At 71.9% G+C, this 25,065-nt stretch carries 20 protein-coding genes; 13 read left to right on the plus strand and 7 right to left on the minus strand.

What is annotated here, in order from left to right:
• Position 1: 1 nt before the first annotated feature.
• Genes AC5L3X_RS11935 through AC5L3X_RS11945 form a run of 3 tightly spaced genes read right to left on the minus strand, consistent with a single transcriptional unit; the run spans position 2 to position 1,934 of the window.
• Positions 2-472: a hypothetical protein gene (locus tag AC5L3X_RS11935; RefSeq protein ID WP_494856976.1), complete on the minus strand. Its 471-nt coding sequence runs from the start codon at positions 470-472 to the stop codon at positions 2-4.
• Entirely contained in the window at positions 469-1,743 is a 1,275-nt protein-coding gene (locus AC5L3X_RS11940; protein ID WP_189123786.1) for an amylo-alpha-1,6-glucosidase, read from the minus strand. Before AC5L3X_RS11940 ends, AC5L3X_RS11935 begins: the two co-directional genes overlap by 4 nt.
• A 32-nt stretch (positions 1,744-1,775) precedes the next feature.
• Positions 1,776-1,934, minus strand: coding sequence for a hypothetical protein (locus AC5L3X_RS11945; RefSeq protein WP_494856977.1), 159 nt, complete (start codon positions 1,932-1,934; stop codon positions 1,776-1,778).
• Between the two features lie 177 nt (positions 1,935-2,111).
• On the opposite strand from AC5L3X_RS11945, the gene AC5L3X_RS11950 reads away from it, so the two are divergent.
• The 7 genes from AC5L3X_RS11950 to AC5L3X_RS11980 are packed head-to-tail and all read left to right on the plus strand — an operon-like array spanning position 2,112 to position 10,396.
• Positions 2,112-3,281 carry a hypothetical protein gene (locus AC5L3X_RS11950; RefSeq protein ID WP_494856978.1) on the plus strand — a complete coding sequence of 390 codons (1,170 nt, stop codon included), beginning with the start codon at positions 2,112-2,114 and terminating at the stop codon, positions 3,279-3,281.
• Positions 3,278-5,419, plus strand: coding sequence for a tetratricopeptide repeat protein (locus AC5L3X_RS11955; protein WP_494856979.1), 2,142 nt, complete (start codon positions 3,278-3,280; stop codon positions 5,417-5,419). Before AC5L3X_RS11950 ends, AC5L3X_RS11955 begins: the two co-directional genes overlap by 4 nt.
• Positions 5,410-6,306 (plus strand): PP2C family protein-serine/threonine phosphatase, encoded by an 897-nt coding sequence (locus AC5L3X_RS11960; RefSeq protein ID WP_494856981.1) that lies wholly within the window; start codon positions 5,410-5,412, stop codon positions 6,304-6,306. The genes AC5L3X_RS11955 and AC5L3X_RS11960 overlap by 10 nt, the downstream gene beginning before the upstream one ends.
• Complete coding sequence (locus AC5L3X_RS11965) at positions 6,299-7,591, plus strand: vWA domain-containing protein (protein ID WP_189123781.1); 1,293 nt, start codon at positions 6,299-6,301, stop codon at positions 7,589-7,591. Before AC5L3X_RS11960 ends, AC5L3X_RS11965 begins: the two co-directional genes overlap by 8 nt.
• Entirely contained in the window at positions 7,591-8,232 is a 642-nt protein-coding gene (locus AC5L3X_RS11970) for an FHA domain-containing protein (protein ID WP_494856983.1), read from the plus strand. Before AC5L3X_RS11965 ends, AC5L3X_RS11970 begins: the two co-directional genes overlap by 1 nt.
• Positions 8,229-9,590, plus strand: a complete 1,362-nt coding sequence (locus AC5L3X_RS11975; RefSeq protein WP_494856985.1) for a GlnX family signal transduction membrane protein — start codon at positions 8,229-8,231, stop codon at positions 9,588-9,590. Before AC5L3X_RS11970 ends, AC5L3X_RS11975 begins: the two co-directional genes overlap by 4 nt.
• Positions 9,587-10,396 carry a glutamate ABC transporter substrate-binding protein gene (locus tag AC5L3X_RS11980; RefSeq protein WP_494856986.1) on the plus strand — a complete coding sequence of 270 codons (810 nt, stop codon included), beginning with the start codon at positions 9,587-9,589 and terminating at the stop codon, positions 10,394-10,396. The genes AC5L3X_RS11975 and AC5L3X_RS11980 overlap by 4 nt, the downstream gene beginning before the upstream one ends.
• A gap of 81 nt (positions 10,397-10,477) precedes the next feature.
• On the opposite strand, the gene rpoD is transcribed toward AC5L3X_RS11980, so the two are convergent.
• Both rpoD and dnaG read right to left on the minus strand, forming a co-directional pair.
• Positions 10,478-11,581 (minus strand): RNA polymerase sigma factor RpoD, encoded by a 1,104-nt coding sequence (gene rpoD / locus AC5L3X_RS11985; RefSeq protein ID WP_229697569.1) that lies wholly within the window; start codon positions 11,579-11,581, stop codon positions 10,478-10,480.
• A 582-nt stretch (positions 11,582-12,163) separates the two neighbouring features.
• On the minus strand, positions 12,164-14,005 hold the full coding sequence (dnaG, locus tag AC5L3X_RS11990) for a DNA primase (protein WP_494856988.1): 1,842 nt from the start codon (positions 14,003-14,005) through the stop codon (positions 12,164-12,166).
• A gap of 178 nt (positions 14,006-14,183) precedes the next feature.
• Here dnaG and AC5L3X_RS11995 point away from each other — a divergent pair, with 178 nt between their 5' ends.
• Positions 14,184-15,041: a M23 family metallopeptidase gene (locus tag AC5L3X_RS11995; protein ID WP_494857229.1), complete on the plus strand. Its 858-nt coding sequence runs from the start codon at positions 14,184-14,186 to the stop codon at positions 15,039-15,041.
• 24 nt (positions 15,042-15,065) lie between these two features.
• On the opposite strand, the gene AC5L3X_RS12000 is transcribed toward AC5L3X_RS11995, so the two are convergent.
• Both AC5L3X_RS12000 and ppdK read right to left on the minus strand, forming a co-directional pair.
• Positions 15,066-16,286, minus strand: coding sequence for a deoxyguanosinetriphosphate triphosphohydrolase (locus AC5L3X_RS12000; protein ID WP_494857230.1), 1,221 nt, complete (start codon positions 16,284-16,286; stop codon positions 15,066-15,068).
• 170 nt (positions 16,287-16,456) lie between these two features.
• The gene (gene ppdK / locus AC5L3X_RS12005) at positions 16,457-19,129 is read right to left on the minus strand and encodes a pyruvate, phosphate dikinase (protein WP_494856990.1); all 2,673 of its coding nucleotides are present in this window, start codon (positions 19,127-19,129) and stop codon (positions 16,457-16,459) included.
• Positions 19,130-19,353: 224 nt separating this feature from the next.
• Between ppdK and AC5L3X_RS12010 the strand changes: the two genes are divergently transcribed.
• From AC5L3X_RS12010 to AC5L3X_RS12030, 5 genes are all read left to right on the plus strand, one after another.
• Complete coding sequence (locus AC5L3X_RS12010; RefSeq protein ID WP_494856991.1) at positions 19,354-20,688, plus strand: cytochrome b; 1,335 nt, start codon at positions 19,354-19,356, stop codon at positions 20,686-20,688.
• Between the two features lie 58 nt (positions 20,689-20,746).
• A complete protein-coding gene (locus tag AC5L3X_RS12015) occupies positions 20,747-21,241 on the plus strand; it encodes a hypothetical protein (protein WP_494856992.1) in 495 nt (164 codons plus the stop codon).
• Between the two features lie 160 nt (positions 21,242-21,401).
• The gene (locus AC5L3X_RS12020) at positions 21,402-23,705 is read left to right on the plus strand and encodes a xanthine dehydrogenase family protein molybdopterin-binding subunit (protein WP_494857231.1); all 2,304 of its coding nucleotides are present in this window, start codon (positions 21,402-21,404) and stop codon (positions 23,703-23,705) included.
• Complete coding sequence (locus AC5L3X_RS12025) at positions 23,695-24,162, plus strand: (2Fe-2S)-binding protein (RefSeq protein WP_494856993.1); 468 nt, start codon at positions 23,695-23,697, stop codon at positions 24,160-24,162. Before AC5L3X_RS12020 ends, AC5L3X_RS12025 begins: the two co-directional genes overlap by 11 nt.
• Entirely contained in the window at positions 24,159-24,977 is an 819-nt protein-coding gene (locus AC5L3X_RS12030; RefSeq protein ID WP_494856994.1) for an FAD binding domain-containing protein, read from the plus strand. Before AC5L3X_RS12025 ends, AC5L3X_RS12030 begins: the two co-directional genes overlap by 4 nt.
• Positions 24,978-25,065: the final 88 nt, after the last annotated feature.

A 25,065-nucleotide genomic window follows, 5' to 3' on the forward strand; every position in this document is an offset into this window, starting at 1 on the left:
ATCACACGCCCATGCTGCGCCGCACTCCTTCCAGGGCCTGCTCCGCCTGAGCGCGAAGTCCGGGGTCGTCGGGGTCGAGATCGTCGTCGAAGACGAGAGTCCAGCCGAGCACCTCGCCGCCGGGCCTGCGCCGGGCGACCAGCCGCACCCCGCCCCGGGGCAGCAGGACCCGCTTGTTCACCACGATCGTGGAGTTGACCCGCTCGCGGAGGGTCTCGGGCAGCAGCCGCGGCTCGCCGACCCGCTCACGGTGCGACCGACCGTCCGCGGTCACCACGCGCAGCCCCTCGTCGTCCCAGCTCGCCCGGTCGATCGTCTCGTACGGCACGCGGGTCCCGTCGGACAGGAACAGCGCCCGATCGGTCGCCACCACGTAGCCGCCGTCGGCGCCGGCGAAGGTCAGCACCCGCTCCCCCGGCTCGGTGGCCAGGCTCTTGCGGACGTCGGACGGCAGGCGGCGCAGGAAGCTCATGCCCCAACGGTATCCGCGAGCAGGTCCAGGGTGAGCGCCGCGCTCCAGGAGAAGTCACGGCACCCCCGGCCGCTGCCGTCGAACGGGTCGAAGCACTCGCGGAAGCCCGCCTGCCGGACGAGCCGCAGGGTGCCGTTGGTGAGCTGCTCACGCAGCGGCGCGAGGTCGTGCACGGCGGCCGCCCGGCGCAGCAGCCAGTTGGTGTTCACCCAGGAGGGGCCGCGCCAGTAGCGGGTGCGGTCGAACTGGGTGGCGCGGATCTCGCAGCTGGGCACCGGGTAGCCGGTCGCGCCCATGAACCGGGCCGACTCGAGGATCTCGACGATCGCGCTGACGTGTTCGCCCGGCAGCCCCGGGTCGAGCAGAGGGCCGAACCCGCCGACGGTGCGGACCCGGATGAGCCGGTCGGCCCGCAGGTCGCGGGCGTAGAAGCAGCCGTCCCAGAGGCGGTCGAGGAGGGCCCGCCTGATGCGCTCGGCCCGCTCGGCGTGCGGCGCCGGGTCGGCCTGGGCGAGCGGCGCCAGCTCGGCCATGGCCTGGCAGGAGGCGAGCCAGATCCCGTTGAACATCGGGTCCTCGATGGCGAACGGGTGCTCGTCCCGCAGGTACTCGGCCCGGTAACCGGCGTTGCGGTAGCGCAGGGCCAGCCAGACGTAGCGGTCGTGGTCGCTGTCCGGGTGCCGCTCGTCCAGATCGACGTTGCGGTAGCCGTACCTGATCTCGGGCAGGGCGGCGAGCGCGGAATCCCAGACAGGGCTGTCGTCCATGCCCGACTCCCAGGGATGCACGATCGCGGCCAGGCCGGCACCGCCCAGGTCGCGGGCGGCGGCGAGGTAGCCGTCCTGCGCGGCCAGCGCGGGGTAGGCCCGCCGGACGAAGTCGGCGTCGCCGGTGTGCCGGTAGATCCACCACAGGGCCAGCCCGTGCAGCGGCGGGGCGGTGAGTCCCGAGGTCAGCAGCCGCGGCGCGGCGTCGTGGTCGTGCGAGCGCCAGACGGACGGCCCCGGGAAGTACGCCTCGGGGGTGTGGAAGACGATGTGCGGGACCATCCCGGTGGCCCACTGCCCCCGCAGCAGGCTGAGCAGCTCGGCACGGGAGCGGTCGGGGCGGTACCGAGCCAGCCCCATGGCGATGAAGGCGGAGTCCCAGCTCCACTGGTGCGGGTAGAGCCCTGGCGCGGGCACCGTGGCGGCGCCCGTCCAGTTCGCCTCGAGCACGGACAGGGCCTCGCGCCCGAGCGCGGCGTCGTCGACCGCGGGCCGCGCCTCCATCAACCCACTATGCGCCGGTATGCGGGCGGAAGCTACGTTCTGGCGAACCACTTCGTGAGGAGCACGACGCCGAGCGCGGCGGCGCCGAGGATGAGCACCCACTTGAGCAGGCTGAAGACGAAGCCCATGAGAGGGCCGAGGAGGAAGAGCGCGGCGACGATGACCGCGGCGACCATGATGATGCGTCCCATGTCCGTGACAATAAGAGATCATTTAAGTCATTTGCAGGCGACACAGGGTTGAATCAGGGACAAGTCAGGGTTCGCCGAGTACTACGCAGGAACCAACCCGACACGGCGGCCGTTGTCCGGGTTGAGCGGGTATCGGGGGCCCGGTTCACGGGGAGCGTGATGAGTCTGGGACCACCCATGAGCAGGGAGGGCGCCGAACACGCGTTGCGCGCCCGGGCCGACGAGCGTGACCGCATCTCGGGAGACCTGCTCGACCTGGAGTCGCACACCACGTACCAACTGCTCAAGGGCTCGTCCCTGCGCGGGGCGACCCAGCGGCGGTGGGCCTCGGCGCAGGCCGCGCTGGCCGCACTCTGGGTGCTCCACAACGCCTACCGGGGCGTGCTCCGGGACGCCGAGCGGATCAGGGCCACGCGCAGCCGGATGGGCGCCGAGCAACTGGCCGAGCTGACGGCGCTGCTCGCCGGGCCGTCCGTGGTGCTGAAGGCCGCCGCCAAGCCCGTCGAGCAGCGCTCCCTGTTACCCGCGACGGACGAGCGGCTCACCCTCGACCAGGCCGTGCTCCGGATGGACGCGGCCTTCCAGGAGGCCACGGACGCGCTGGCGGAGATCGACGCCGCCTGGTCGGCCGCCCTCCCGGGCCTCGACGCCGCGGCCACCGACCTGCGGACGGTGACCGGCCTGAGAGATCGGCTCGGCGAGCCGCTCGACCTGGACCTGACGGCGAACGAGCTGAGCCGGATGCGCGCCGCCGCCCTGGAGGACCCGCTCGGCTCGCCCCCGGCGGAGCACGAGCTGAACCGGATCACCACCCTGCTCGCCCGCTGCCGTGCCGACCTGGAACAGGCCCTGCGGGCCAGGGAGGAGTACGGCAGGCGGCGTGAGGACCTGGCGGCCGCGCTCGACCGGGTACGGGCCGCGGAGAGCGATGCCCGGCTGGCCCACGGCGCGGTGGTCGTCAAGATCGCCCTGCCTCCGCAGGCCGCCCCCAGGAGCGCGATGTCCGAGCTGACCGGCGAGCTCGACGCCCTGGACGTCTCGACCGAGGGCTGGCTGCGGCGGGCCGCCCGGCTGACCGCCCTGGAGCGGGCCGCGCGAGAGGCGGCCGACCAGGCGCGCACCACGGCGAAGGCGTTGTACGGGCTGGTCGCCCGGCGAGACGAACTACGCGGGCGGCTCGGCGCCTGCCAGGCGATGGCGGTGCGCAAGGGCCGGGCCGAGGACCCGCAGGCCGCCCGGCTGTACGAGCGGGCGCGGTCACTCCTGTGGACCGCCCCCTGCGACCTGACGAAGGCGGCCGAGGCCGTCGACCTCTACCAGAGTTCGATCAACGGAGGCGGACGATGACCAGTTGCCGGCAGCCCGGCTGCACCGGCACCATCGAGGACGGCTACTGCGACCTGTGCGGTCACGCGGAGAGCGCCGCGGCGCCGCCGCCCGTGGCGGCCTCCTCGTCGTCCCCCGCGGGCGACTCTCCGCACACCCGGCCGGTGAGCCGGCCCACGACGACCCCCGTCAGCAGCGGACGGTCCCGGGCGGGCGTGCTGGCCGAGCTCGCCGACCTGCCCTCGGTGCCCTACCGCGACCCGGCGAGCGCCATCATGGCCGATCCGCAGGTGGCCGAGGAGAAGCGGTTCTGCGCCAACCCGGCCTGCGGAAAGCCGGTCGGACGGTCCCGGCAGGGGCGGCCCGGGTTACCCGACGGGTTCTGCCCGCACTGCCGCACGCAGTTCTCCTTCACCCCCAAGCTGGGCAAGGACGAGCTGGTCGCCGGCCAGTACCGGGTGCTGGGCTGCCTGGCCCACGGCGGCCTCGGCTGGATCTACCTGGCCGCCGACGAGAACCTGGACGGCCGCTGGGTGGTGCTCAAAGGCCTGCTCAACACCGCCGACGCCGAGGCCCTGGCCGCCGCCGAGGCCGAGCGCAGGTTCCTCACCACCGTCGACCACCCGAACATCGTCAAGATCTTCAACTTCCAGCGCTCGGCCGGGCTCGGCTACATCGTCATGGAGTACGTCGGCGGCCAGTCACTGCACGAGCTGCGCCGCCAGGGCCCGCTGCCGCTGCGCGAGGCCCTCATGTACGGGCGCGAGGTCCTGCGCGCGTTCGGCTACCTGCACGAGCAGGGCCTGGTCTACTGCGACCTCAAGCCGGCCAACGTGATCCGGGTGGGCAAGCGGCTCAAGCTCATCGACCTGGGCGCGGTGCAGCGGCTCGGCTCGCCGCCCGGCACGTCGTGGGCCACGGTCGGCTACCACGCGCCCGAGCTGGACACCCACCCCTCGTCGGTGCCCTCCGACCTCTACACCGTGGCCAGGACGCTCGCGGTGCTGGCCATCCCGTCGTTCAGCCCGGCCAAGGGCGGCGTGACCGCCCCGCTGCCGGACGACTGCGGCAACGAGTCCTTCGCGCGGCTGCTCCGGCGGGCGACCGCGGCCGACCCGAACGCCAGGTTCCAGAGCGCGGAGGAGATGGAGGCCCAGCTCGTCGGCGTGCTGCGCGAGGTCAGCGCGATCGCCGACGGCGTGCCCTACCCCGCGCACTCCCCGCTGTTCGGGCCCGAGCGGGTCGCGGCGGGGGCGGCGCTGTCCGCCGACCAACGGACGATCTTCGACCCGCTCGACCCGCGCGAGGCGGCCGAGGCGCTGCCGGTGCCGCTCGCGGACCCGGCGGATCCGGCGGCCGGTGCGCTGGCCGGTCTGGTCGGCCACGAGCCGGAGGAGCTCGTCGCCCAGGTGGCGGCGATGGCCAGGACGCCGGAGACCCTGCTGACCAGGGCCAGGCTGCTCGCCGAACAGGGCTCCGACCAGGCCGTCCAGGCCCTGGACGAGGCCGAGCGGACGCTGCCCGGCGACTGGCGCGTCACCTGGTATCGCGGCGTGCTGGCCCTGGCCCAGGGCCAGGCCGCGCGGGCGGTCCCGCTGTTCGACGCGTGCGTCTCCCTGCTGCCCGGCGAGCTCGCGGCCAAGCTGGCACTGGCCTTCGCCCTGGAGTGCTCCGGCCAGAACCCGGTCCGCTGGTACGAGACGGTGTGGCGGACCGACCACGGCCACGTCAGCGCCGCCTTCGGGCTGGCCCGGGCCGGGCGGGTGGCGGTGCTCGACGAGGTGCCCGTGACTTCGAGCCACCGGATCGCCGCCCAGCTCGCCCTCGTGGCGTCCGTCGCCAGGCAGCCCCAGCCGGACATGGTCCGGCCCGAGCAGCTGACCGCCGCGGCCGACCGGCTGGAGCGCCTGCCCGACCTGGCTCCGCGCCGCCGCGAGTCGATGACCGCCGAGCTGCTCCAGACCGCGCTGGCCTGGCTCGACACCGCTGGCTCCCCGCCCGCCGGGCTGAAGGTGGCCGGCGCCGCCTTCACCGAGCCCGGCGTGCGCAGACGGCTGGAGGGCATCTTGCGCAAGCTGGCCGTCGCCGCCGACTCCCGCCACGAGCGGCACGCCCTGATCGACCAGGCCAACGCCGTACGCCCCAGGACGTGGCTGTGAACTGCCCGGTCTGCGAGGCTCCGGTGCTGGCCGGAGACTCCTTCTGCGAGGCGTGCGGCCAGCGGCTCGACGCCCCGGCCTGCGCCGGCTGCGGCGCGCCCGCCGTGGACGCCGACGGCTACTGCGAGCGGTGCGGCCTGCGCCAGCCCACCGGCCGCGACCACGCCGAGATCGAGCTCGCCGGCGGCGCGGCCGGGGTGACCGACAAGGGCCTGCGCCGGGCCCGCAACGAGGACGCGATGGCGCTGCTGTCCACCGGCACGGCGACCGTCGCGGTGGTCTGCGACGGCGTGGGCAGCTCGCCGCGCGCCGACGAGGCCTCGGCCGTGGCGGTGGAGACGGCGGCCGCCGCCTTGGCCCGCGGCGCCTCCGCCGTGGAGGCGTTCGAGCTGGCCGGACACGCGGTGACCAAGCTGGCGAGCTCCGTGGAGCACGCCCCCGCCTGCACGTACGTCTCGGCGGTGGTCACCGGCGGCGAGATCACGATCAGCTGGGCCGGCGACACCCGCGCCTACTGGCTGCCCGCGGGCGAACCCCTGACCACCGACGACACCCGCCCGGTGGGCGCGCCACCGGCTGCGATCGGCACGGAGCCGACCGGCGAGCCGCTGACCGAGGACGACGCCGCGCCGACCGGCGAGATCACCGCCTGGCTCGGCGCCGACGCGGGCGACGTCGAGCCGCGCGTGCGGACCCTGACCCCGGCGGGACCGGGGCTGCTGCTGGTCTGCAGCGACGGCCTCTGGCGCTACCTCGCCGGATACGCCTTCCCCCGGTCCGGCACGCCGCTCGAAATGGCCCGCGCGATGCTGCGCCACGCGCTCGACTCCGGCGGCCAAGACAACGTGACCATCGTCCTGATCCCCCTAGGAGGACCGCATGGGTGACCAGCCCACCTTCAGCCTGCACATCGACCAGAACAAGTTCCTGTCCACCGACGGGCGCGAGGTCCACGCCATCCTCACCATCGGCTCCACCGGAGCGGTCACCACGACGTCCGCCACCCCCGCCGAGGCCGCCGAAGTGATCATCGTGGACACGTCGGGCTCGATGAGCGGCGGGAAGATCCGCGAGGCGCGGCAGGCCGCGGCGACGGCCGTGCAGAGTCTGCGTGACGGCGTGTTCTTCGCCGTGGTGTCCGGGACCGACACGGCCAGGGTGATCTACCCGCATGGCCGGCAGCTGGTCCGCGCCTCGCGCGCCACCCGTACCGAGGCGCAGAACGCCATCGGCCGGCTGAGCGCCAACGGCGGCACGTCCATCGGGCAGTGGCTGCTGCTGGCCGCCGACCTGCTGGCCGCCCATCCCAACGCGATCAGGCACGCCATCCTGATGACCGACGGGCAGAACAACGAACGCGCCGACGTGTTCGCCGCCGCGCTGGCCCGCTGTGAGGGCGCGTTCGTCTGCGACAGCCTCGGCGTGGGCGCCGACTGGGCGCCCGGCGAGCTGCGGAAGGTCGCCGAGGCACTGCTCGGCACCTTCGACTTCGTCAGGAACCAGGGCGACCTGGCCGACTTCTTCCGCAAGATCACCCAGACGTCGATGAGCAAGACGCTGGCCGAGCTGGTGATGCGGGTGTGGGTGCCGCAGACCGCGACGCTCAAGTTCGTCAAGCAGGTCTCCCCCACGCTGCTCGACCTGACCGGCAAGCGCACCGACGTGAACCCGCTGACCGGCGACTACCCCACCGGCTCCTGGGGCGCGGAGGAACGCGAGTACCACCTGTGCGTCGAGGTGCCGCCCGGCCAGGTCGGCAGCGAGATCCGGGCCGGTTGGGTGAAGCTGCTGCGGCCCGACACGCAGGAGGTCCTCGCCAGCGGCAACGTCCTCGCGCAGTGGACCGACGACCTCGCCGCCTCGACCCAGATCAACCGGAAGGTCGCCCACTACACCGGCCAGGCCGAGCTGCACGAGCTGATCCAGGACGGCCTGAGCGCGCGTGCCGCCGGCCAGGTCGAGGTCGCGACCGCCCGCCTGGCCAAGGCCAGGCAACTGGCCACGGAGTCGGGCCGCTCGGACACCGCGCGGCTGCTGGACAAGGTCGTCGAGGTCGACCCGCACAGCGGCACCGCCCGGCTGCGGCGCGGCGTGGACAAGGCGGACGAGATCGAGCTCGACACCGGCTCCGTCCGTACCAGCCGGCTGCGCAAGGACGGGGAGGGCAGCTGATGGCGATCTGCCCCCAGGGCCACGCGTCCGGCGCCGACGACTACTGCGACACCTGCGGCAGCCAGATGGCCGGCGCCCCGGCCCCCGCCGCATCGCCCACCTCGCCCGCCTCGGCTCCGGCGGAGGCGGCCGCCGAGAGCTGCCCGATCTGCCGGACGCCGCGCGCCGGGCAGTTCTGCGAGGTGTGCGGCCACGACTACAGCGGCGGCACGCCCGTCCAGGTGCCGTCCACCGGCGCCCGCTGGGAGGCGGTCACCTCGGCCGACCGGGCCTACTACAACGAGATCATCGCCCAGGGCGGGCCTGACGCGAGCGCCGTGGCGTTCCCGCCGTACTGTCCCGAGCGCTCCTTCGCCCTGGCCGGCGAGCAGGTGCGCATCGGGCGGCGCAGCCGGGCTCGCGACGCCCGGCCGGAGATCGACCTGACCGGCCCGCCGGAGGACCCGGGCGTCTCCCACCTGCACGCGGTGCTGCTCGCCCAGCACGACGGCTCGTGGACGCTGGTGGACCCCGGCTCCTCCAACGGCACCCGGGTCAACGGCAAGCCGGTCGCGGTCAACGTGCCCGTCCCCGTGGCCGCCGGCGACCGGATCCATGTCGGCGCGTGGACCGTCATCACCATCCGGGAGGGCACGCCGTGACCGTGGTCCAGACCCGGCCCCCGGCCGCGCCGGCCCGCCGCCGCAGCGTGCCCGCCCGGATCCGGGTCATCACCGGCGTGACGGTCGCCTCGCTCGCCCTGCTCTTCGCCGCGCTGGCCGTCGGCAGCGCGAGCGCCGGTGACGGGCTGCGGGTCATCGGACGCGACGCGGGCCCCCAGGTCGTCGCCACCGCGGGCCTGTATCTCGGGCTCAGCGACATGGACGCCCAGGTCGCCGACGCCCTGCTGATGGGCAGAGAGTACGGCCAGCAGCGCCGGGCCGCCCTGGCCAGGTACGAGCAGCGGCGCTCCGAGGCCAACCAGGCGCTCATGAAGGCGTTCGAGCTGTCCGGCGACGACCCGGCCGAGCGGCGGACCGTGCAGTCGGTGCTCGACGGGCTCGGCCGCTACGAGCGGCTGGCCGGGCAGGCGCTGCTGCTCGACACCCGCGCCGGTCACGCCGCCGGGCCGCCCCCGGACGAGGTCGTCGAGATCTACCGGCAGGCCACCGACCTGATGCGGCGGGTCCTGCTGCCCCAGGCGTACAACCTGACGCTCGAGAACGGCACGATCGTCCGCGAGACCTACGACGACAAGAACCTGACGGTGCCCGCCGTGCGGGCCGCGGTGGTCGTGGCGGGGCTGCTGGCGCTCGGCTGCCTGATCTGGCTGCAGGTCTTCCTGACCCGGCGGTTCCGCCGGGTGTTCGGGCCCGCGCTGCTGGCCGCCACCGTGGTGACCGCCGTCGCGCTCGTCTCCGGGATGAACGTGCTCGGGCAGAGCACCGGCGACCTCCGAGCGGCCAAGTCCGAGGGGTTCGACTCGATCCTGACGGTGGCCAGGGCGCGGGCCATCAGCAACAGCATGCAGGGCGACCAGAGCCGCTTCCTGCTGGACAAGGTGCGGGCCGACACCTACGAGCACACCTATCTGGACAAGGCGCAGACCGTGTTCTACCTGCCGGCCGGCAACCTCGACGCCTACCACGCCGCGGTCCGGGGCGGGAGCGGGGGCTACCTCGGCCTGATGGGCGCCCAGCTCGGCGGACCGGACGGCCAGCGGGCGCTGGAGGCGTTCACCGCCTTCCAGGCCGCCGACACGAGATTCCGCGCGCTCGCGATGAGCGGCCGGAACAGCGAGGCGGTCGCCGCCCGGCTGGGTCCGGTGCGCGAGGCGTTCGACGCCTACGACAAGACGCTGCTGGCCATCGCCGAGCGGCACCAGAAGGTGTTCGAGCGGGCCGTCGGCACCGGCCAGAGCGCCCTCGACAACCTGTGGCGGCTGCTCCCGTTCGCGATCGGCGGCATCGGCCTGCTGGTCCTCGCGGGAGTCTGGCCCCGGCTGAAGGAGTACCGATGAAGCGGCTGCCGTTGGTGGTGCTGGCTGTGGCCGCGCTGCTCGCCGGGTCCTGTGGCACCGGCGGGCAGGAGTCGGCCCTGGACAAGGACACCGTCGTCATCGGGGTGCGCCCGGACCTGCCCTCGGTCGGCCTGCGCAAGGCCAACGGGACGTTCGAGGGCTTCGACGTGGACGTGGCCCGCTACATCGCCCGCAAGCTCGGCAAGAAGGCGGAGTTCGTGCCGGTGCTGGCGGCCGACCGTGAGCGGGTGCTCACCTCCGGCAGGGCCGACCTGGTCGTGGCCACCTACACGATCAGCATGGACCGCAAGCAGAAGGTGCTGTTCGCCGGGCCGTATCACATCTCCTATCAGGACATCCTGGTGCGCAAGGACGAGACCGGCATCCGCAACGTGCGCGACCTCAAGGGGCGGCGCATCTGCGAGGTCCAGGGAGCCAACGCCGCCCAGCGGGTGGTCGAGGAGCGCAAGGTGGCGGCCCAGGTGGTGCCGGTGCCCGACTACGCCGCCTGCCTGGCCGCGCTCAAGGCGGACCGAGTCGACGCCATCACCACCAACGACGTCATCCTGGCCGGCCTGGCCACCCAGGACGGGACCGGGCTGCGGCTGGTCAACGCGCAGTTCAACGAGCAGCGGTCGGGCGTCGGCATGCGCAGGGGCGACGTCGAGGGCTGCGAGGCGGTCAACCGGGCGATCACCGCGATGTACCAGGACGGCACCGCCTCCCGGCTGTTCCGCGACTGGTTCGGCGCCTCCGGCCTGGACCTGTCCATCGTCGCCGTGCCCCAGTTCGAGGGCTGCTCGTAGGGAGCAGGCCGCCGCTCGGCGGGCTGGTGAAACGCATGGGCGTGCGGCGGGCCCGGGCCCGCCGCACGCCGGCGTGGAAGCTCAGTCCAGGTAGTCGCGCAGCATCTGCGCCCGCGTCGGGTGGCGGAGCTTGGCCAGCGTCTTCGACTCGATCTGCCTGATGCGCTCCCTGGTGACGCCGAACTCCCTGCCCACCTCCTCCAGCGTGCGGGGATGCCCGTCGGCCAGGCCGAAGCGGAGCTGGATGATGCGCTGCTCGCGATCCGACAGCGTGGCCAGGATGTCGTCGAGCTGGTCCTGGAGCATGATAAAGGCCGCCGCCTCCATGGGCACGACCGCGTCCGCGTCCTCGATGAAGTCGCCGAGGTCGGAGTCCTCCTCACCGATCGGCGACTGCAGAGACACGGGCTCCTGGGCGATGCGCTGGATCTCCACCACGCGATCGACCGGCAGGTCCATCTCCTTGGCGATCTCCTCGGGCACGGGCTCGCGACCGAGGTCCTGGTGCAGCTGGCGCTGGACTCTGACCAGCTTGTTGATCGTCTCCACCATGTGCACCGGGATCCGGATGGTGCGCGCCTGGTCGGCTATCGCCCGGGTGATCGCCTGCCGGATCCACCAGGTGGCGTAGGTGGAGAACTTGTAGCCCTTGGTGTAGTCGAACTTCTCGACCGCGCGGATGAGACCGAGGTTGCCCTCCTGGATGAGGTCCAGGAACAGCATGCCGCGGCCCACGTAGCGTTTGGCGATCGACACCACGAGCCGGAGGTTGGCCTCAATGAGGCGCTGCTTGGCCCGGGTCCCCTGCCAGACGAGCTCCCTGAACTCCGGGAAGGCCAGCCGCGCGATCCCGTTGGACAGCTTGTCCTCGGCGAACAGACCGGCCTCGATCGACTTGGCGAGCTCCACCTCCTCTTCGGCGGTCAGCAGCGGCACCCGCCCGATCTCCCGGAGGTAGATCCGGACCAGATCGCTGGTCGGCGCCCGCTTGCCTACATCTTCCTCATCGGCGCGGGTGGTCTCCTCGTCGCCCTGGGGCTCGAGGACCTCCACACCGTTCTCGGCGAGCATCCGCACGACGCGTTCCAGCGCGTCGGACGGCAGCTCGGATCGGTCAAGCGCGGCCGCGACGTCATCGACGGTGACGCTTCCGCGCTCCCTTCCCTTCGCGACGAGGTCCGCCACCTGATCTACGGAGGGCGGTCCACTTGGCAGCACCGATGCACCCACGGGAGACAGTCTGCAGGATTGGTTCCATAAAATGGCAGACCCATTTTTGTCACCGAAGGTAAGGCGGTGGCCATTACCGAATCGAGATCTATTAGAGGTTTAGCCGAAGTTTGATCAGGAAAGTAAAGTCAATTACGCGATATGGTTTGCACGCGCCCGGCCACGAGCACGGCCGGACGCACTTCGCGGCCTGCCCGAATAGGCGTCTACCAGGGCTTCTGCCCCGCCTCTCGCGGCTCCCGGGGCAGACCCGGCGAGGGCATTGAAAATAATTTTCCGGCACAACCACCCAGATATGCCACTTTGGCCTCGCAGCGTCGGTCGCGCCACACGGGGCCCTTCAGCGGTCTTCTGTACGGCCCGCGTTTCCCCCTATGGTTGATCCTTACGCGCGGCACGGCGAAGAGCCTCGCCTGAACCGTCGGGCGGGTTGATATGGCCGCCCGTATCCCCGTCACGGACTCCGCTGCATCTCTGGATCGGTCCACGGAGTCCCGGCAACGAGCGGAGCGCCACAGCCGCGCCGGACGGAGGAGGTCAGCTGCCGGCGGCCCGGTCTCGCAGCACCCGGCGCTGCTGCTCCAGGGCGACCAGCTCACCGAAGAGCCGGTTGTACTCCTGCTGCTCGTCCACCGGGTTGAGCCGCTGGATGCGCGACTTGACCTGCGCGATCGCCCGGTCGATCGCGATGGCCTCGATCGCCGCCAGCATGGCCGCGCCGTAGCGCTCCTCAGTGTGGGCGTCGGCCTGGATCGCCTCCACGGCGAACCGCGTCACCAGCACTCGCGCCGTCTCGTCGAGCGCGTGCTCCAGCAGCCGGTCGACCCACTCCCTGCCGCCGTGGCCGGCCGCGGCCGTGCCGCCCGCCGCGGCGATCACCTGGTGCAGCGTCACGTGGTCGGGGGCGGTGAACGCCTGCGGGTCGAGCGCGTCGAACCTCGGCCCGAGCAGAGCCGGGCGTTGCACGGCCAGCTTGAGCAGCTCGGCCTCCACCCGCACGCCGGGATCGAGCGGCGCCGCCCGCCGCACCGGCTCGGGACGCCCGCGCTGGGCGCCGCCCACCTCGGCGATGCGCTGCATGACGAACCGCTCGTCCATGAACCCGAGCCACCGGTCGAGGTCGATGGCGTAGCGCTTGCGCAGGCCGACGTCCTTGATGGCGGCCACGATGGGCGCCGCCGCGTCGAGCGCCGCGATCTTGCCCTCGTTGCTGCGGAGGTCGTAGCGGGCGACGGTGTTGCGCAGGGCGAACTGGAACAGCGGCTCGCGGCTGGCGATGAGGTCGCGCACCGCCGCGTCGCCCTGCTTGACCCGCAGGTCGCAGGGATCGAGCCCGTCGGCCTGCACCGCCACGTAGGTCTGGGTGACGAACTTCTGCTCATCGGCGAACGCGCGCAGGGCGGCCTTCTGGCCGGCCGCGTCGCCGTCGAACGTGAAGATCACTTCGCCGCGGAACTCCGCCTGGTCGAGCAGGAAGCGCCGCAGGATCTTGATGTGCTCCTCGCCGAAGGAGGTGCCGCAGGTGGCCACGGCGGTCGGGACCCCGGCGAGGTGGCAGGCCATCACGTCGGTGTAGCCCTCAACGATCACCGCCTGGGCGCGCTTGGAGATCTCACGTTTGGCCAGGTCGATGCCGTAGAGCACCTGGCTCTTCTTGTAGAGCGGCGACTCGGGGGTGTTGAGGTATTTGGGCCCGTCGTCGGAGTCGAGCAGCTTGCGCGCCCCGAAGCCGATCACGTCGCCGGTGGCGTCGCGGATCGGCCAGATCAGCCGCCCGCGGAAGCGGTCGATCGGCCCCCGCCGGCCCTCCTTGACCAGCCCGCCCTTGATCAGCTCGTCGGCGGTGAACCCGCGCCCCATGAGGTGGCGGGCCAGCGCCTCCCACTCGGCGGGCGCGAAGCCGACCCCGAACGTCTCGGCGTCGGCCCGCTCGAACCCGCGCTCGGACAGGAAGCGCCGTCCCACGGCGGCGTCGGGGCCGAGCAACTTGGCGGCGTAGAACTCGGCGGCGGCCTTGTGCGCCTCGACCAGCCGGGCGCGCTCGCCGTGATCGCGCCGGGGGACGTAACCGCCCTGTTCGTACTGGAGCTGGATGCCGGCCCGCTGGGCGAGCCGCTCGACGGCCTCGCCGAACCCGAGGTGCTCGATCTTCTCGACGAACGTGATCACGTCGCCGCCCTCGGAGCAGCCGAAGCAGAAGTACATCCCCCGCTCGGGCGTGACGTTGAAGGACGGGCTCTTCTCGTCGTGGAACGGGCACAGCCCCTTGAGGTTGCCACCGCCGGCGTTGCGCAACTGGATGTGCTCGCCGATGACCTCGGCGATGGGCGATCGCTCGCGTACGAGCGCGATGTCGACGTCACGGATACGGCCAGCCACGCCGGTGAGTCTATTGCGGCCGGCCGACATTCCCAGCCTCCGGCCCGTCCGGCAGACAGCCCGACAGAGAGTCGGATATCACCTCAAGGACCGTAAAGCGGAAAACGTGTCCTCCCCGTTGCCCTCGTCGGCTACAAAGGTAAAGCTCGCGATGTATACGGTGACACGGGTGGAGATCATGCTTTCGGGGCAGATAGGACGATTGGCGGCCGTCGCGGGCGCCGTGTTGATGACCGGCGCCTGCGCCCAGGCTCCCGGGGTGGCCGGGATGAGCGCCCAGTCGCCCGAGTTGGCCCCGCCCACGCAGGCCACCCAGGCCGCCACCCCCGTGGTGACCGCGACGATCCCCAAGGTGGCCCCCTCGCGGCAGGCGCCCGTGGAGCCGCCCAAGGGCGACGCCCCGGTCAAGGTGCCGCCGCCCAAGCTGTCCAAGCACACCTACACCTTCCCCGTCCAGGGGTGCCGGGTCAGCTACCAGCGCAAACTGCTCACGTTGCCCAAGACGACGATCTGGGCCGCCCGGGGGTGCGCCTTCGTGGCGCCCGTCAGCGGCGTGGTGGACGAGGTCAACACCAGGAACCGGTGGCTCCCCACGACCGACGTGGGCGCCCACCGCGAGGGCCGGTTCGTCACGATCATCGGCGACGACGGCGTCCGCTATCTCGGCGGCCACCTCGACACGGTCGCCGACGGCGTCCGGCCCGGCGTGCGGGTCGGCACGGGGCAACTGCTCGGCCGGGTCGGCTCGTCCGGCAACGCCCGCGACACCGCCACCAACCTGTACTTCGCGATCTCCTGGAAGACCGGCTCCTCCTCCTGGTGGGTCCGCCGGGGCATGGTCAACCCGTGGAACTACCTCGACTCCTGGCTGTCGGGCAACCGGACGCTCTCCCCCAGGGAGGAGACGATGGCGCTGCGCGGCAGGCTGGGCGAGACGCCGCGCTGCACGGTCCAGTGCACGTCGAAGAAGGTGGTCAAGCCGACCAAGGAGCCCGAGGAGGAGACCCCCGACCCGATCACGGTCGATCCGACGTGAGCTCCTCCGGGCGGCGGCGGCCGGTCACCCGGAAAGCCGCCGGTGCCAGGTGACGGCCGACGTGTCGGTGAGGGAGGCGATCTGGTCGATGACCACGCGGACCCGGGCGGCGTCGTCGGGCGCGGCGAGGTAGTCGGGGCGGAACGCCGGCTCCAGGGTGCGCGGCGCGCCGAGGGTGATCAGCGAGGCCAGCTCGGTGATGAGCTCGCGCTGCCGCGCCTGGTTGGCGTGGTGGTCGTCGGTGGTCATGACGTAGTGGGCGGTGATGCCCTTCAGCAGGGCGCACTCCAGCTGCGTGGTGCGCGGCACCACCAGGTCGGCCCGGTGCCGCGCGACGTCCGCGTCCTTGGTGGCGGTCTCGGCGGACCGGCAGAAGCGGCCGATGAGGCCGCTGGTGAGAGCCTTGAGCCCGGCCAGGTCGGCGAGGGTGGCGTCGAAGCGGCGCGGCCAGAGCGGTGAGGCGATCAGTCTGGTGAAGACCTCCTCCAGCTCGCCCAGGGCGGCGCCGGGGGCGTACCAGGAGGCGGTGAGCTCGCACACCTGCCTGCGCTCGATCGGCGACATCAGCGCGTCGGGGGTGACGTGGCCGGAGTGCAGCGCGTCCTCGAGGTCGTGCACGGAGTAGGCCACGTCGTCGGCCCAGTCCATGATCTGGGCCTCGAAGCTCACCCTGCCGGGCGGCGCGCCCTCCCTGATCCACTCGAAGACCGGGAGGTCGTCGTCATAGACGCCGAACTTCGGCGACTTCTCGCAGGTCCAGGGGTATTTGATGGAGGCGTCGAGCGCGGCCCGGGTCAGGTTGAGGCCGGCGCTCCTGCCGCCCTCGGTCAGCACCTTGGCCTCCAGCCGGGTGAGCAAGCGAAGGCTCTGCGCGTTGCCCTCGAACCCGCCGCAGGTGCCGGCCAGCTCGTTGAGCGCGACCTCGCCGTTGTGCCCGAACGGCGGATGGCCAAGGTCGTGGGCCAGGCAGGCGGTCTCCACCAGGTCGGGGTCGACGCCCAGCGTGGCGCCCATCTCCCGGCCGACCTGGCCGCATTCGAGGGAGTGGGTCAGCCGGGTGCGCGGGATGTGCTGGCCGCCGCCGAGCGTCTCGACCGGGCCGACCACCTGTGTCTTGGCCGCCAGCCTGCGCAGCGCGGCACTGTGCACGATGCGGGCGCGATCGCGTTCGAACGCGCTGCGCTCGGGGTTGCCGGGTGCTTCGGGAACCCATCGTGCCTGGTCGTGCTCGTCGTAGCGGCCCATTAGTGCAGCGATTTTATCCACCTTTCGGTCTCCGCCAAGTCAGGTTCGCGAGAACCCCTCTTCCCGGGGAGTCCTCCTCCATGACGGCGGTGTTCCATCTGGTGGTCGGCCGGCCGCACGGGCGCGTGCCGTACCCGCCGGCGGGTACGGCACACGGCCGGGTGAACCCGTCAGCGGCTGTCGGAGTCGTTCTCGCTGAGCGCCGCCCGGCCGGCCTCCAGGCGGGCGACCGGGATGCGGAACGGCGAGCAGGAGACGTAGTCGAGCCCGACGTCGTGGCAGAAGCGCACCGAGCCGGGGTCGCCGCCGTGCTCGCCGCAGATGCCGAGCTTGAGGTCGGGACGGGCGGCGCGGCCCTCGTCGGTGGCGAGCCTGACGAGGCGGCCGACGCCCTCCTGGTCGAGGGTCTCGAACGGGGAGACGCCGAAGATGCCGAGCTCCAGGTAGCGGGAGAAGAACGCGGCCTCGACGTCGTCGCGGGAGAAGGCCCACACCATCTGGGTCAGGTCGTTGGTGCCGAAGGAGAAGAACTCGGCCGCCTCGGCCACCTGGCCGGCGGTCAGCGCCGCCCTCGGGGTTTCGATCATGGTGCCGATCAGGGCGTCGACGCCGGTCTCGGCCAGGATCGCGGCGGCCTCCTCGCGGACGGCCTCCAGCTCCTGTACGGCGGCGATGAGCGGGATCATGATCTCGGGCCGGGCTCCGGGCACCTCCTTGGCGGCCTGGGCGATGGCCCGTACCTGCATGGCGAACAGCCCGGGGATGACCAGCCCGAGGCGTACCCCACGCAGGCCGAGCATGGGGTTCTGCTCGTGCAGTCTCTTGACGGCGGTCAGCAGCTCGCGGTCCTTGGCGGAGACCTCGCCGTGGCCGGCGTCGGCCAGCGCGACCTTGACGGACAGGTCAATGAGGTCGGGCAGGAACTCGTGGAGGGGCGGGTCGATGAGGCGCACCGTCACCGGCAGGTCCCCCATCGCCTGAAATATCCCGATGAAGTCGGCCTTCTGCAGCGGTTCGAGCGCGTCCAGCGCCGCCTGCCGCTCCTGCTCACCCGAGGCCAGCACCAGGTCCTCGACCAGTTGGCGGCGCTCGCCCAGGAACATGTGCTCGGTGCGGCACAGCCCGATGCCCTGCGCGCCGAAGCGGCGGGCCCTGGCCGAGTCCTCGGGCGTGTCGGCGTTGGCCCGCACGCCCAGCCGCCGGGTGGCGTCGGCGTGCCGCATGATCCGGTCGACGGCCCGCACCAGCTCGCCCTCACGATCGCGGCCGTCCTCCTGGAGCACGCCGCCGCGCTCGAAGTACTCCACGACGGCGGAGTCCACGACGGGCACCTCGCCGAGGAAGATCTCTCCGGTGCTGCCGTCGATGGAGATGACGTCGCCCTCGGTGACCACCACGCCGCCCGGCGCGGTGAACCTCCGCTCGGAGGTGGACACGTCGAGCTCCTCGGCGCCGCAGACGCAGGTCTTGCCCATGCCGCGGGCGACCACGGCGGCGTGCGAGGTCTTGCCGCCGCGGCTGGTGAGGACGCCGCGAGCGGCGATCATGCCGGAGAGGTCGTCGGGGTTGGTCTCGCGGCGCACCAGGATGACCTCCTCGCCCTGGGCGGCCAGCTCGACGGCGCGCTCGGAGGAGAAGACCGCCTTGCCGACCGCCGCGCCGGGCGAGGCGTTCATGCCCTTGGCGATCTTCTTCTTCTCGGCGCCGGTGTCGAAGCGCGGGAACATCAGCTGGGCCAGCTGGTCGCCCGTGACCCGGGTGACGGCCTCGTCAAGGCTGATGAGCCCCTGGTCGACGAGCTGGGTGGCGATCCGGAACGCCGCCGCGGCGGTGCGCTTGCCGACCCGGGTCTGCAGCATCCACAGCTTGCCGCGCTCGATGGTGAACTCGATGTCGCACAGGTCCCGGTAGTGGTTCTCGAGCTTCTCCATGATCGCCAGCAGCTCGTCGTAGCTGCTCTTGTCGAGGCGCTCCAGGTCCTGCAGCGGGATCGTGTTGCGGATGCCCGCGACCACGTCCTCGCCCTGCGCGTTCTGCAGGTAGTCGCCGTAGATGCCCTGGTGGCCGGAGCCGGGGTCGCGGGTGAAGGCGACGCCGGTGCCCGAGTCGTTGCCGCAGTTGCCGAAGACCATGGCGACGATGTTGACGGCGGTGCCGAGGTCGGCGGGGATGCGCTCCTGGCGGCGGTAGAGGATGGCGCGCGGGGCGTTCCAGGAGTCGAAGACCGCCATGACGGCCTGGCGCATCTGCTCACGGGGGTCAGCGGGGAAGTCGTGGCCGGTCTGCTCGCGGACGATGCCCTTGAAGGTCTCGACCAGCGCCTGCAGCTCGGCGGCCGCCAGGTCGGTGTCCTGGCGGTCGCCCTTGAGGGTGTCGAGCGCGTGCTCGAAGTGGTCGCCGTCGATGCCGAGCACGGTCTTGCCGAACATCTGGATGAGCCTGCGGTAGGAGTCCCAGGCGAAGCGGTCGTTGCCTCCGGCCTGCTTGACCAGGCCGTGCACGGACTCGTCGTTGAGCCCGATGTTGAGCACGGTCTCCATCATGCCGGGCATCGAGAACTTCGCGCCCGAGCGAACACTGACGAGCAGCGGGTCGTCGGCCTGGCCGAGCGTGCGCCCCATCTGCCGCTCCAGGGCGGCGAGATGCTCCTCGACCTCCTGCTCGAAGCCGTCGGGGACCGTGCCCTGCGTGAGGTAGTGCCGGCAGGCCTCGGTGGTGATCGTGAACCCGGGCGGGACGGGCAGCCCAAGGTTGGTCATCTCGGCGAGGTTGGCTCCCTTGCCGCCGAGCAGATCCTTGAGATGCCTGTTGCCCTCGGTGAAATCGTAAACGAACTTGGCCACCACAGCTCCAATCAACGCCTCTGATCGGACTCTACCGGTGACTTTGATGACGAAACTGCACTCAGCGGTTAAGTCATCGTTTCCGCAGGTAAACGGCCATAGACCGGTCTAATCCAATTGATATTCACATGCCTGGCGAAGTGGTTTATACCAATTGGTTTACACCAATTCTTGAGAAACCCTAAGGACCGGTGCACAATCGGGGCACCCCCACAGGAGGCGCCGTGGCCACTCCGACGAAGCCCAAGCGCCGTGTCCGCCTGGCGACCGGCTCCACCCAGGCGGCGCGGGGTGGCGCGCTCTATCTGGACGACCGCCTCGGCCTGGGCCGTTGGCTCCGGCCCAACCTGCGCAAGCTCTTCCCGAGCCACTGGTCGTTCCTGCTGGGCGAACTGGCGCTCTACTCGTTCGTCCTGATCGTGCTGACCGGCACCTTCCTGACGTTCTTCTACCAGCCCGACCCCGACCTGGCGTTCGCCTCGGTGCGGGAGATCAGCCTGGACGTGCGCGGCGGCCTGCTGGTGCGGCAGTTACACCACTGGGGGGCGACGGTGTTCGTGCTGTCGATCGTGGCCCACCTGTTCCGCGTCTTCTTCACCGGCGCCTTCCGCAAGCCGCGCGAGCTGACCTGGACGCTGGGCGTGCTGCTGTTCGGGCTGGTGCTGTTCGAGTCGTTCCTGGGCGTCTCACTCACCGCCGACCAACTGGCGTTCACCGGGCTGCGCGAGGCGCAGGGGCTGCTGCTGTCCATCCCGCTGGCCGGCACCTACCTGTCGCGGTTCCTCTTCGACGGCACGTTCCCCGGCGAGGTCGTGCCGCGGCTGTTCGTCACGCACGTGCTGCTGGTCCCCGGGATCCTGCTGGCCGTGGTGCCGCTGCACGGGCTGATCCTGACCTGGCGGCAGAAGCACACCGAGCGCCGCCTCGCCGGCTCCGACGAGTCGAAGGTGACGGGCGGCCCCTTCTTCCCCTACTTCGCGGTCAAGAACGGCGCCACCGCCCTGTTCACCATGGCGGCGATCGCGCTGCTCGCCACGTTCGTCCGGGTCAACCCGGTCTGGGAGCACGGCGCCTACCAGCCGGGCAGGCCGCCGCCCTCGGCCCAGCCGTTCTGGTACTTCGGCGTGCTCGACGGCGGCCTGCGGCTGACCCCTCCGTGGGAGATCACGGTGGGCGGGTACGTGCTGCAGGCAGGGCTCTGGATCCCGGTGCTCGTGCTGGCGGCGTTCTTCCTGGTGCTGCTCTGCTATCCGTTCATCGACCGCCGGCTGACCGGTGACCGCCGCTCCCACCACCTGCTGGACCGCCCCTCCCAGGCGCCGGTCCGCACCGCCGCGGGCGTCGCGGTCATCACCTTCTTCACGGTGGTCTGGGCGGCGACGTGGGTCTCGGAGATCCCGCCCGATCCGGCCGCGCCGTCGCCGTTGCTCGCCGCCCCGCACGACACCTACCTGGCCATCGTGTACGGCCTGCGCGCCGCGGTGTTCCTGCTGCCCCCGATCGCCTACGCCGTCACCCTGGCGCACTGCCGCCGCCGGGCCGCGCGCCGCCCGGTGTGACCCTTTGCCACCTTTTCCGCGACCGGACGGTGATCGGGAACTGCGATTCTCGGTCTTCATGCCCCTGCGCGCACGCCATCGCCTGACCGTTCTCACGGTCTGTCTTCTCTGGACGGCTCCGGCATGCTCCACCGGCACCTCGACCACCCGGGCCCCGGCCGTGCACGACACCCCGAGCAGCGCGGCCGAGAATCCGGGGCCGGGCCCCACCCCGGAGACGTCGCGTCACCACGCGACCTACCTGCGTCCCGGTGACTGCCTGCTCGACCTGCCCCAAGACCTCATCGCGACGCTCGTGCCGTGCGGGCACCCGCACGCGGCCGAGTACGCCTCGATCTTCGTGCTGCCCGACGGCCCCTGGCCTGGCGAGGAGGAGGCGAGGCGGCAGGCCCTGGCCTGGTGCGCCCCGAGACTGCGGATCAAGGCGTCGATGCGCGAGACGGTCGAGGCCGGCGTGCTCCTGCCTCTGGAGCACGAGTGGCCGGGTGCGCGGACGGCGTACTGCCTGGCGGTTCCCCGCGAGGGCGAGCTGGTCGGCCGGGTGCTGGAGTAGGAACACGGTCCTTACCGCGCCGGTCCGGCGGTTGTCAATTCCCGGGTCCACCCGCGAGATGGCCCGGAGGTCTTGCCGGGGAGGCCCAGCACGGACAAGATAAGTGGCCATACTCCTAACGACGCCTGCTTTTTGGCAGCCACGGAGGTGGCCCGTGACGATGATCGGCTCGGCTGTACCGCGCAAGGAGGACGCCGCGCTGCTGACCGGACGCGGCACGTTCGTGGACGACATCCATCGTCCCGGACTGCTCCACATGGTCTACGTGCACAGCGGTGAGGCCCACGCGCTCATCACCCAGATCGACACCGAAGCCGCCCGGGCCCTGCCGGGCGTGGTCGGCGTGTGGACCGCGAAGGACTTCGCCGAACTCCCGGCCAGGCCGTCCGTACCCGGCCTGGAACGCGGCTACCTGGCCGGCGACAAGGTTCACTACGTGGGCGAGCCGGTGGCCGTGGTGGTCGCGACCGACCGCTACCTCGCCACGGACGCGGCGCGGGCCGTGCGGGTGGAGTACGAGCCGCTGCCGGTGATGGCGACGGTGGCCGACGCCCTCGCGCCGGACGCCGTCCCGATCTTCGCGCCGCTGGAGAGCAACCTCGCCCTGGAGCAGCAGGTGACGCCGCACGACGTGGCGGACGAGCTGGACGCCTCGCCGCACCGCCTGCGCGCCCGCCTGGTCAACCAGCGCTGCGCCGGCGCGCCCCTCGAACCGTACGGGGTGCTGGCCGACTGGACCGGGGCCGGTCCCACCATCTGGGCCACGGTGCAGGCACCGCACCGGGTGCGGGCGGAGATCGCCGAGCGGTTCGGGCTCGCCAGGCACCTCGTCCGGGTCATCGCGCCCGACGTCGGCGGCGCCTTCGGGGTGAAGTCGTCGTTCATGCCGGAGTTGTTCCTCGCACCCGAGCTGTCGCGCAGGCTCGGCCGGCCGGTCAAGTTCGTCGAGACGCGCGGCGAGCACATGGTGCACACCTACCACGGCCGTGACCAGATCCAGGAGGTCGAGGTCGGGTTCGACGACGAGGGCACGATCCTCGCCCTGGACGTGACGCTCACCGTCAACACGGGCGGCGTGCCCGACCCGGTGGGCATCGCGCTCGCCACGCTCACCTCGTACATGCTCGGCGGCTGCTACCGGATCCCGAAGATCGCGGCACGGTTCAGAAGCGTCGTTACAAACACAACGCCTACTGCCTCCTATCGGGGTGCGGGACGGCCCGAGGCGAGCTTCCTGATCGAGCGGGTCGTCGACCTCGTCGCCCGCCGGCTCGGCAAGGACCCGGCCGACGTCAGGCGGGTGAACCTCGTCCAGCCAGGCGAGATGCCCTACCAGACGCCCTTCGAGGGCATCGTGTACGACGAGGCCGACTACCCGGCCGCCCTGGACCTGCTGCTCGACCGGCTGGACTACGCCGGTCTGCGCGAGGAGCAGGAGCGGCGGCGCGCCGACCCCGGCGCCAAGCTGCTCGGCGTCGGGCTGTCCACGTTCGTGGAGATGGGCGGGTTCGGGCCCACGCCGCTGTTCGAGCAGTTCGGCTACATCGGTGGCTGGGAGTCGGCGAACGTCCGGCTGCAGCCGGACGGCTCGGCGATCATCCTGGTCGGCACCGCCCCGCACGGGCAGGGGCACCAGACCGCCCTGGCCCAGATCGCGGCCGACGAGCTGGGCGTGCCCTTCGAGGCCATCAGCGTGCTCTACGGCGACACCGCGGTCGTGCAGGAGGGCATCGGCACGATGGGCAGCCGCGGCATGCCGGTCGCGGGCAACGCCGTACGGCAGGCCGCGGCGGACGTGGCGGCCAAGGCCAGGCTGATCGCGGCGCACATGCTGGAGGCCGAGGGCGACGACCTCGTGCGGGTCGAGGCGGGCTTCCAGGTCAAGGGCGTCCCCACGGCGGAGGTGAGCCTGGCCGCCGTGGCCGAGCGCTCCTTCAAGCCGCACCTGCTCCCCGCCGGCACCGGGCTCGGCCTGGAGTGCACCTCGTACTACGAGCCGTCCAACCTGAGCTACCCGAGCGGCGCGCACGGCTGCGTGGTGGAGATCGACCGCGAGACCGGGCACGTGCACGTCCTGCGCTACGTGTGCGTCGACGACTGCGGGACCGTCATCAACCCGATGACGGCGCGCGGGCAGATCCACGGCGGGGTGGCGCAGGGCATCGCCCAGGCCCTGTACGAGAAGGTCTCCTTCGACGCCGACGGCCGGCCGCTCAACGCCTCGCTGGAGGACTACATGCTGCCGGGCATGCTCGACCTGCCCGGTTACGAGACCCACCACATCGAGACCAAGTCCAGCTTCAACCCGCTCGGCGCCAAGGGGCTCGGCGAGGCGGGTGCCACGGCCGCGCCACAGGCCGTGGTGAACGCCATCGTGGACGCGCTCGCCCACCTCGGCGTGCGCGACGTGGAAATGCCCTGCACGCCGGAACGAGTCTGGAAGGCCATGCACCATGCGAGTTGAGATCAGCGTCAATGGGCAGCCGCACAGCCGGGAAATCGAGCCCCGGCTGCTGCTCGTCCACTTCCTGCGCGACACGCTCTCGCTGACCGGCACGCACGTCGGCTGCGACACCTCCAGCTGCGGCGCCTGCACGGTCATGCTCGACGGCGTGGCGGTGAAGTCCTGCACTGTCCTGGCCGCGCAGGCCGACGGCTGCTCGGTCACCACGGTCGAGGGGCTGGGCGGGCCGGACGGGCTGTCCCCCGTGCAGGAGGGCTTCCGGCAGTGTCACGGCCTGCAGTGCGGCTTCTGCACGCCGGGCATGGTCATGGCCGCCACCGCGCTGCTCACCGAGCGGCCCGACCCGTCGGAGCAGGAGATCCGCGACGGGCTGAAGGGCAACATGTGCCGGTGCACCGGCTACCAGATGATCGTCGAATCGGTCCAGTGGGCGGCCGCGAACGGAGGAGCACGATGATCCCGGCGGGCTTCTCCTACGTGCGCGCGGGCTCCGTCCAGGAGGCCCTCGCCGAGCTCTCCCGGCACGGCGGCGCCGCGAGGCTGCTGGCGGGCGGCCACTCCCTGCTGCCCGCGATGAAGCTGCGGCGGGCCGAGCCGGGCGTCCTGGTCGACATCGGCCGCCTGCGCGAGCTCTCGTACGTCAGACTGGACGGCGATCAGGTGGCGGTCGGCGCGCTGACCAGTCACCGGACCCTGGAGCGGGATCCGGTGGTCGCCGAGCAGGTGCCGTTGCTGGCCGCCGCCGCGCGCCGGATCGGCGATCCCCAGGTCCGCAACCGGGGCACGATCGGCGGTTCGCTGGCCCACGCCGACCCGGCCGCCGACCTGGCCGCGGCCGTGCTCGCCCTGGACGGCGTGCTGGTGGCCCACGGCCCGTCGGGGGTCCGGGAGATCCCGGCCGGCGAGTTCTTCACCGGCCCGCGGCAGAGCGCGCTGGCGGCGGACGAGCTGCTCACCGAGATCCGGCTGCCGGCCGCGGCGGGCCTGGCCCACGCCTTCGAGAAGTTCAGCCGCCGGGCCCTGGACTGGGCGGTGGTCGGGGTCGCCGTCCAGTCGCGACCCGGCGGGCGCACGGCCGTCGCGCTGATCGGCATGGGCCCGACGCCGCTGCGGGCGGTGGCGGTGGAGGAGGCGCTGGCGGCGGGAATGCCCGCCGCCGAGGCCAGGTCGCTCGCCGCGCGAGGCTGCGAACCGCCCGACAACGCGGTGGCGAGCTCGTCCTACCGCGCGCACCTCGCCGAGGTCCTGGTCGGCCGCGCCCTGGCCCTCTGACGCCGAGGCCGGCGGCGTCATGGCGGCGCCGGCCTCCGACGGTTCGACCCGCGCTCTCAGGGGAGGGAGTAAGGGTGGCATAGGGGGA

The organism is Nonomuraea sp. CX421, assembly GCF_059358955.1.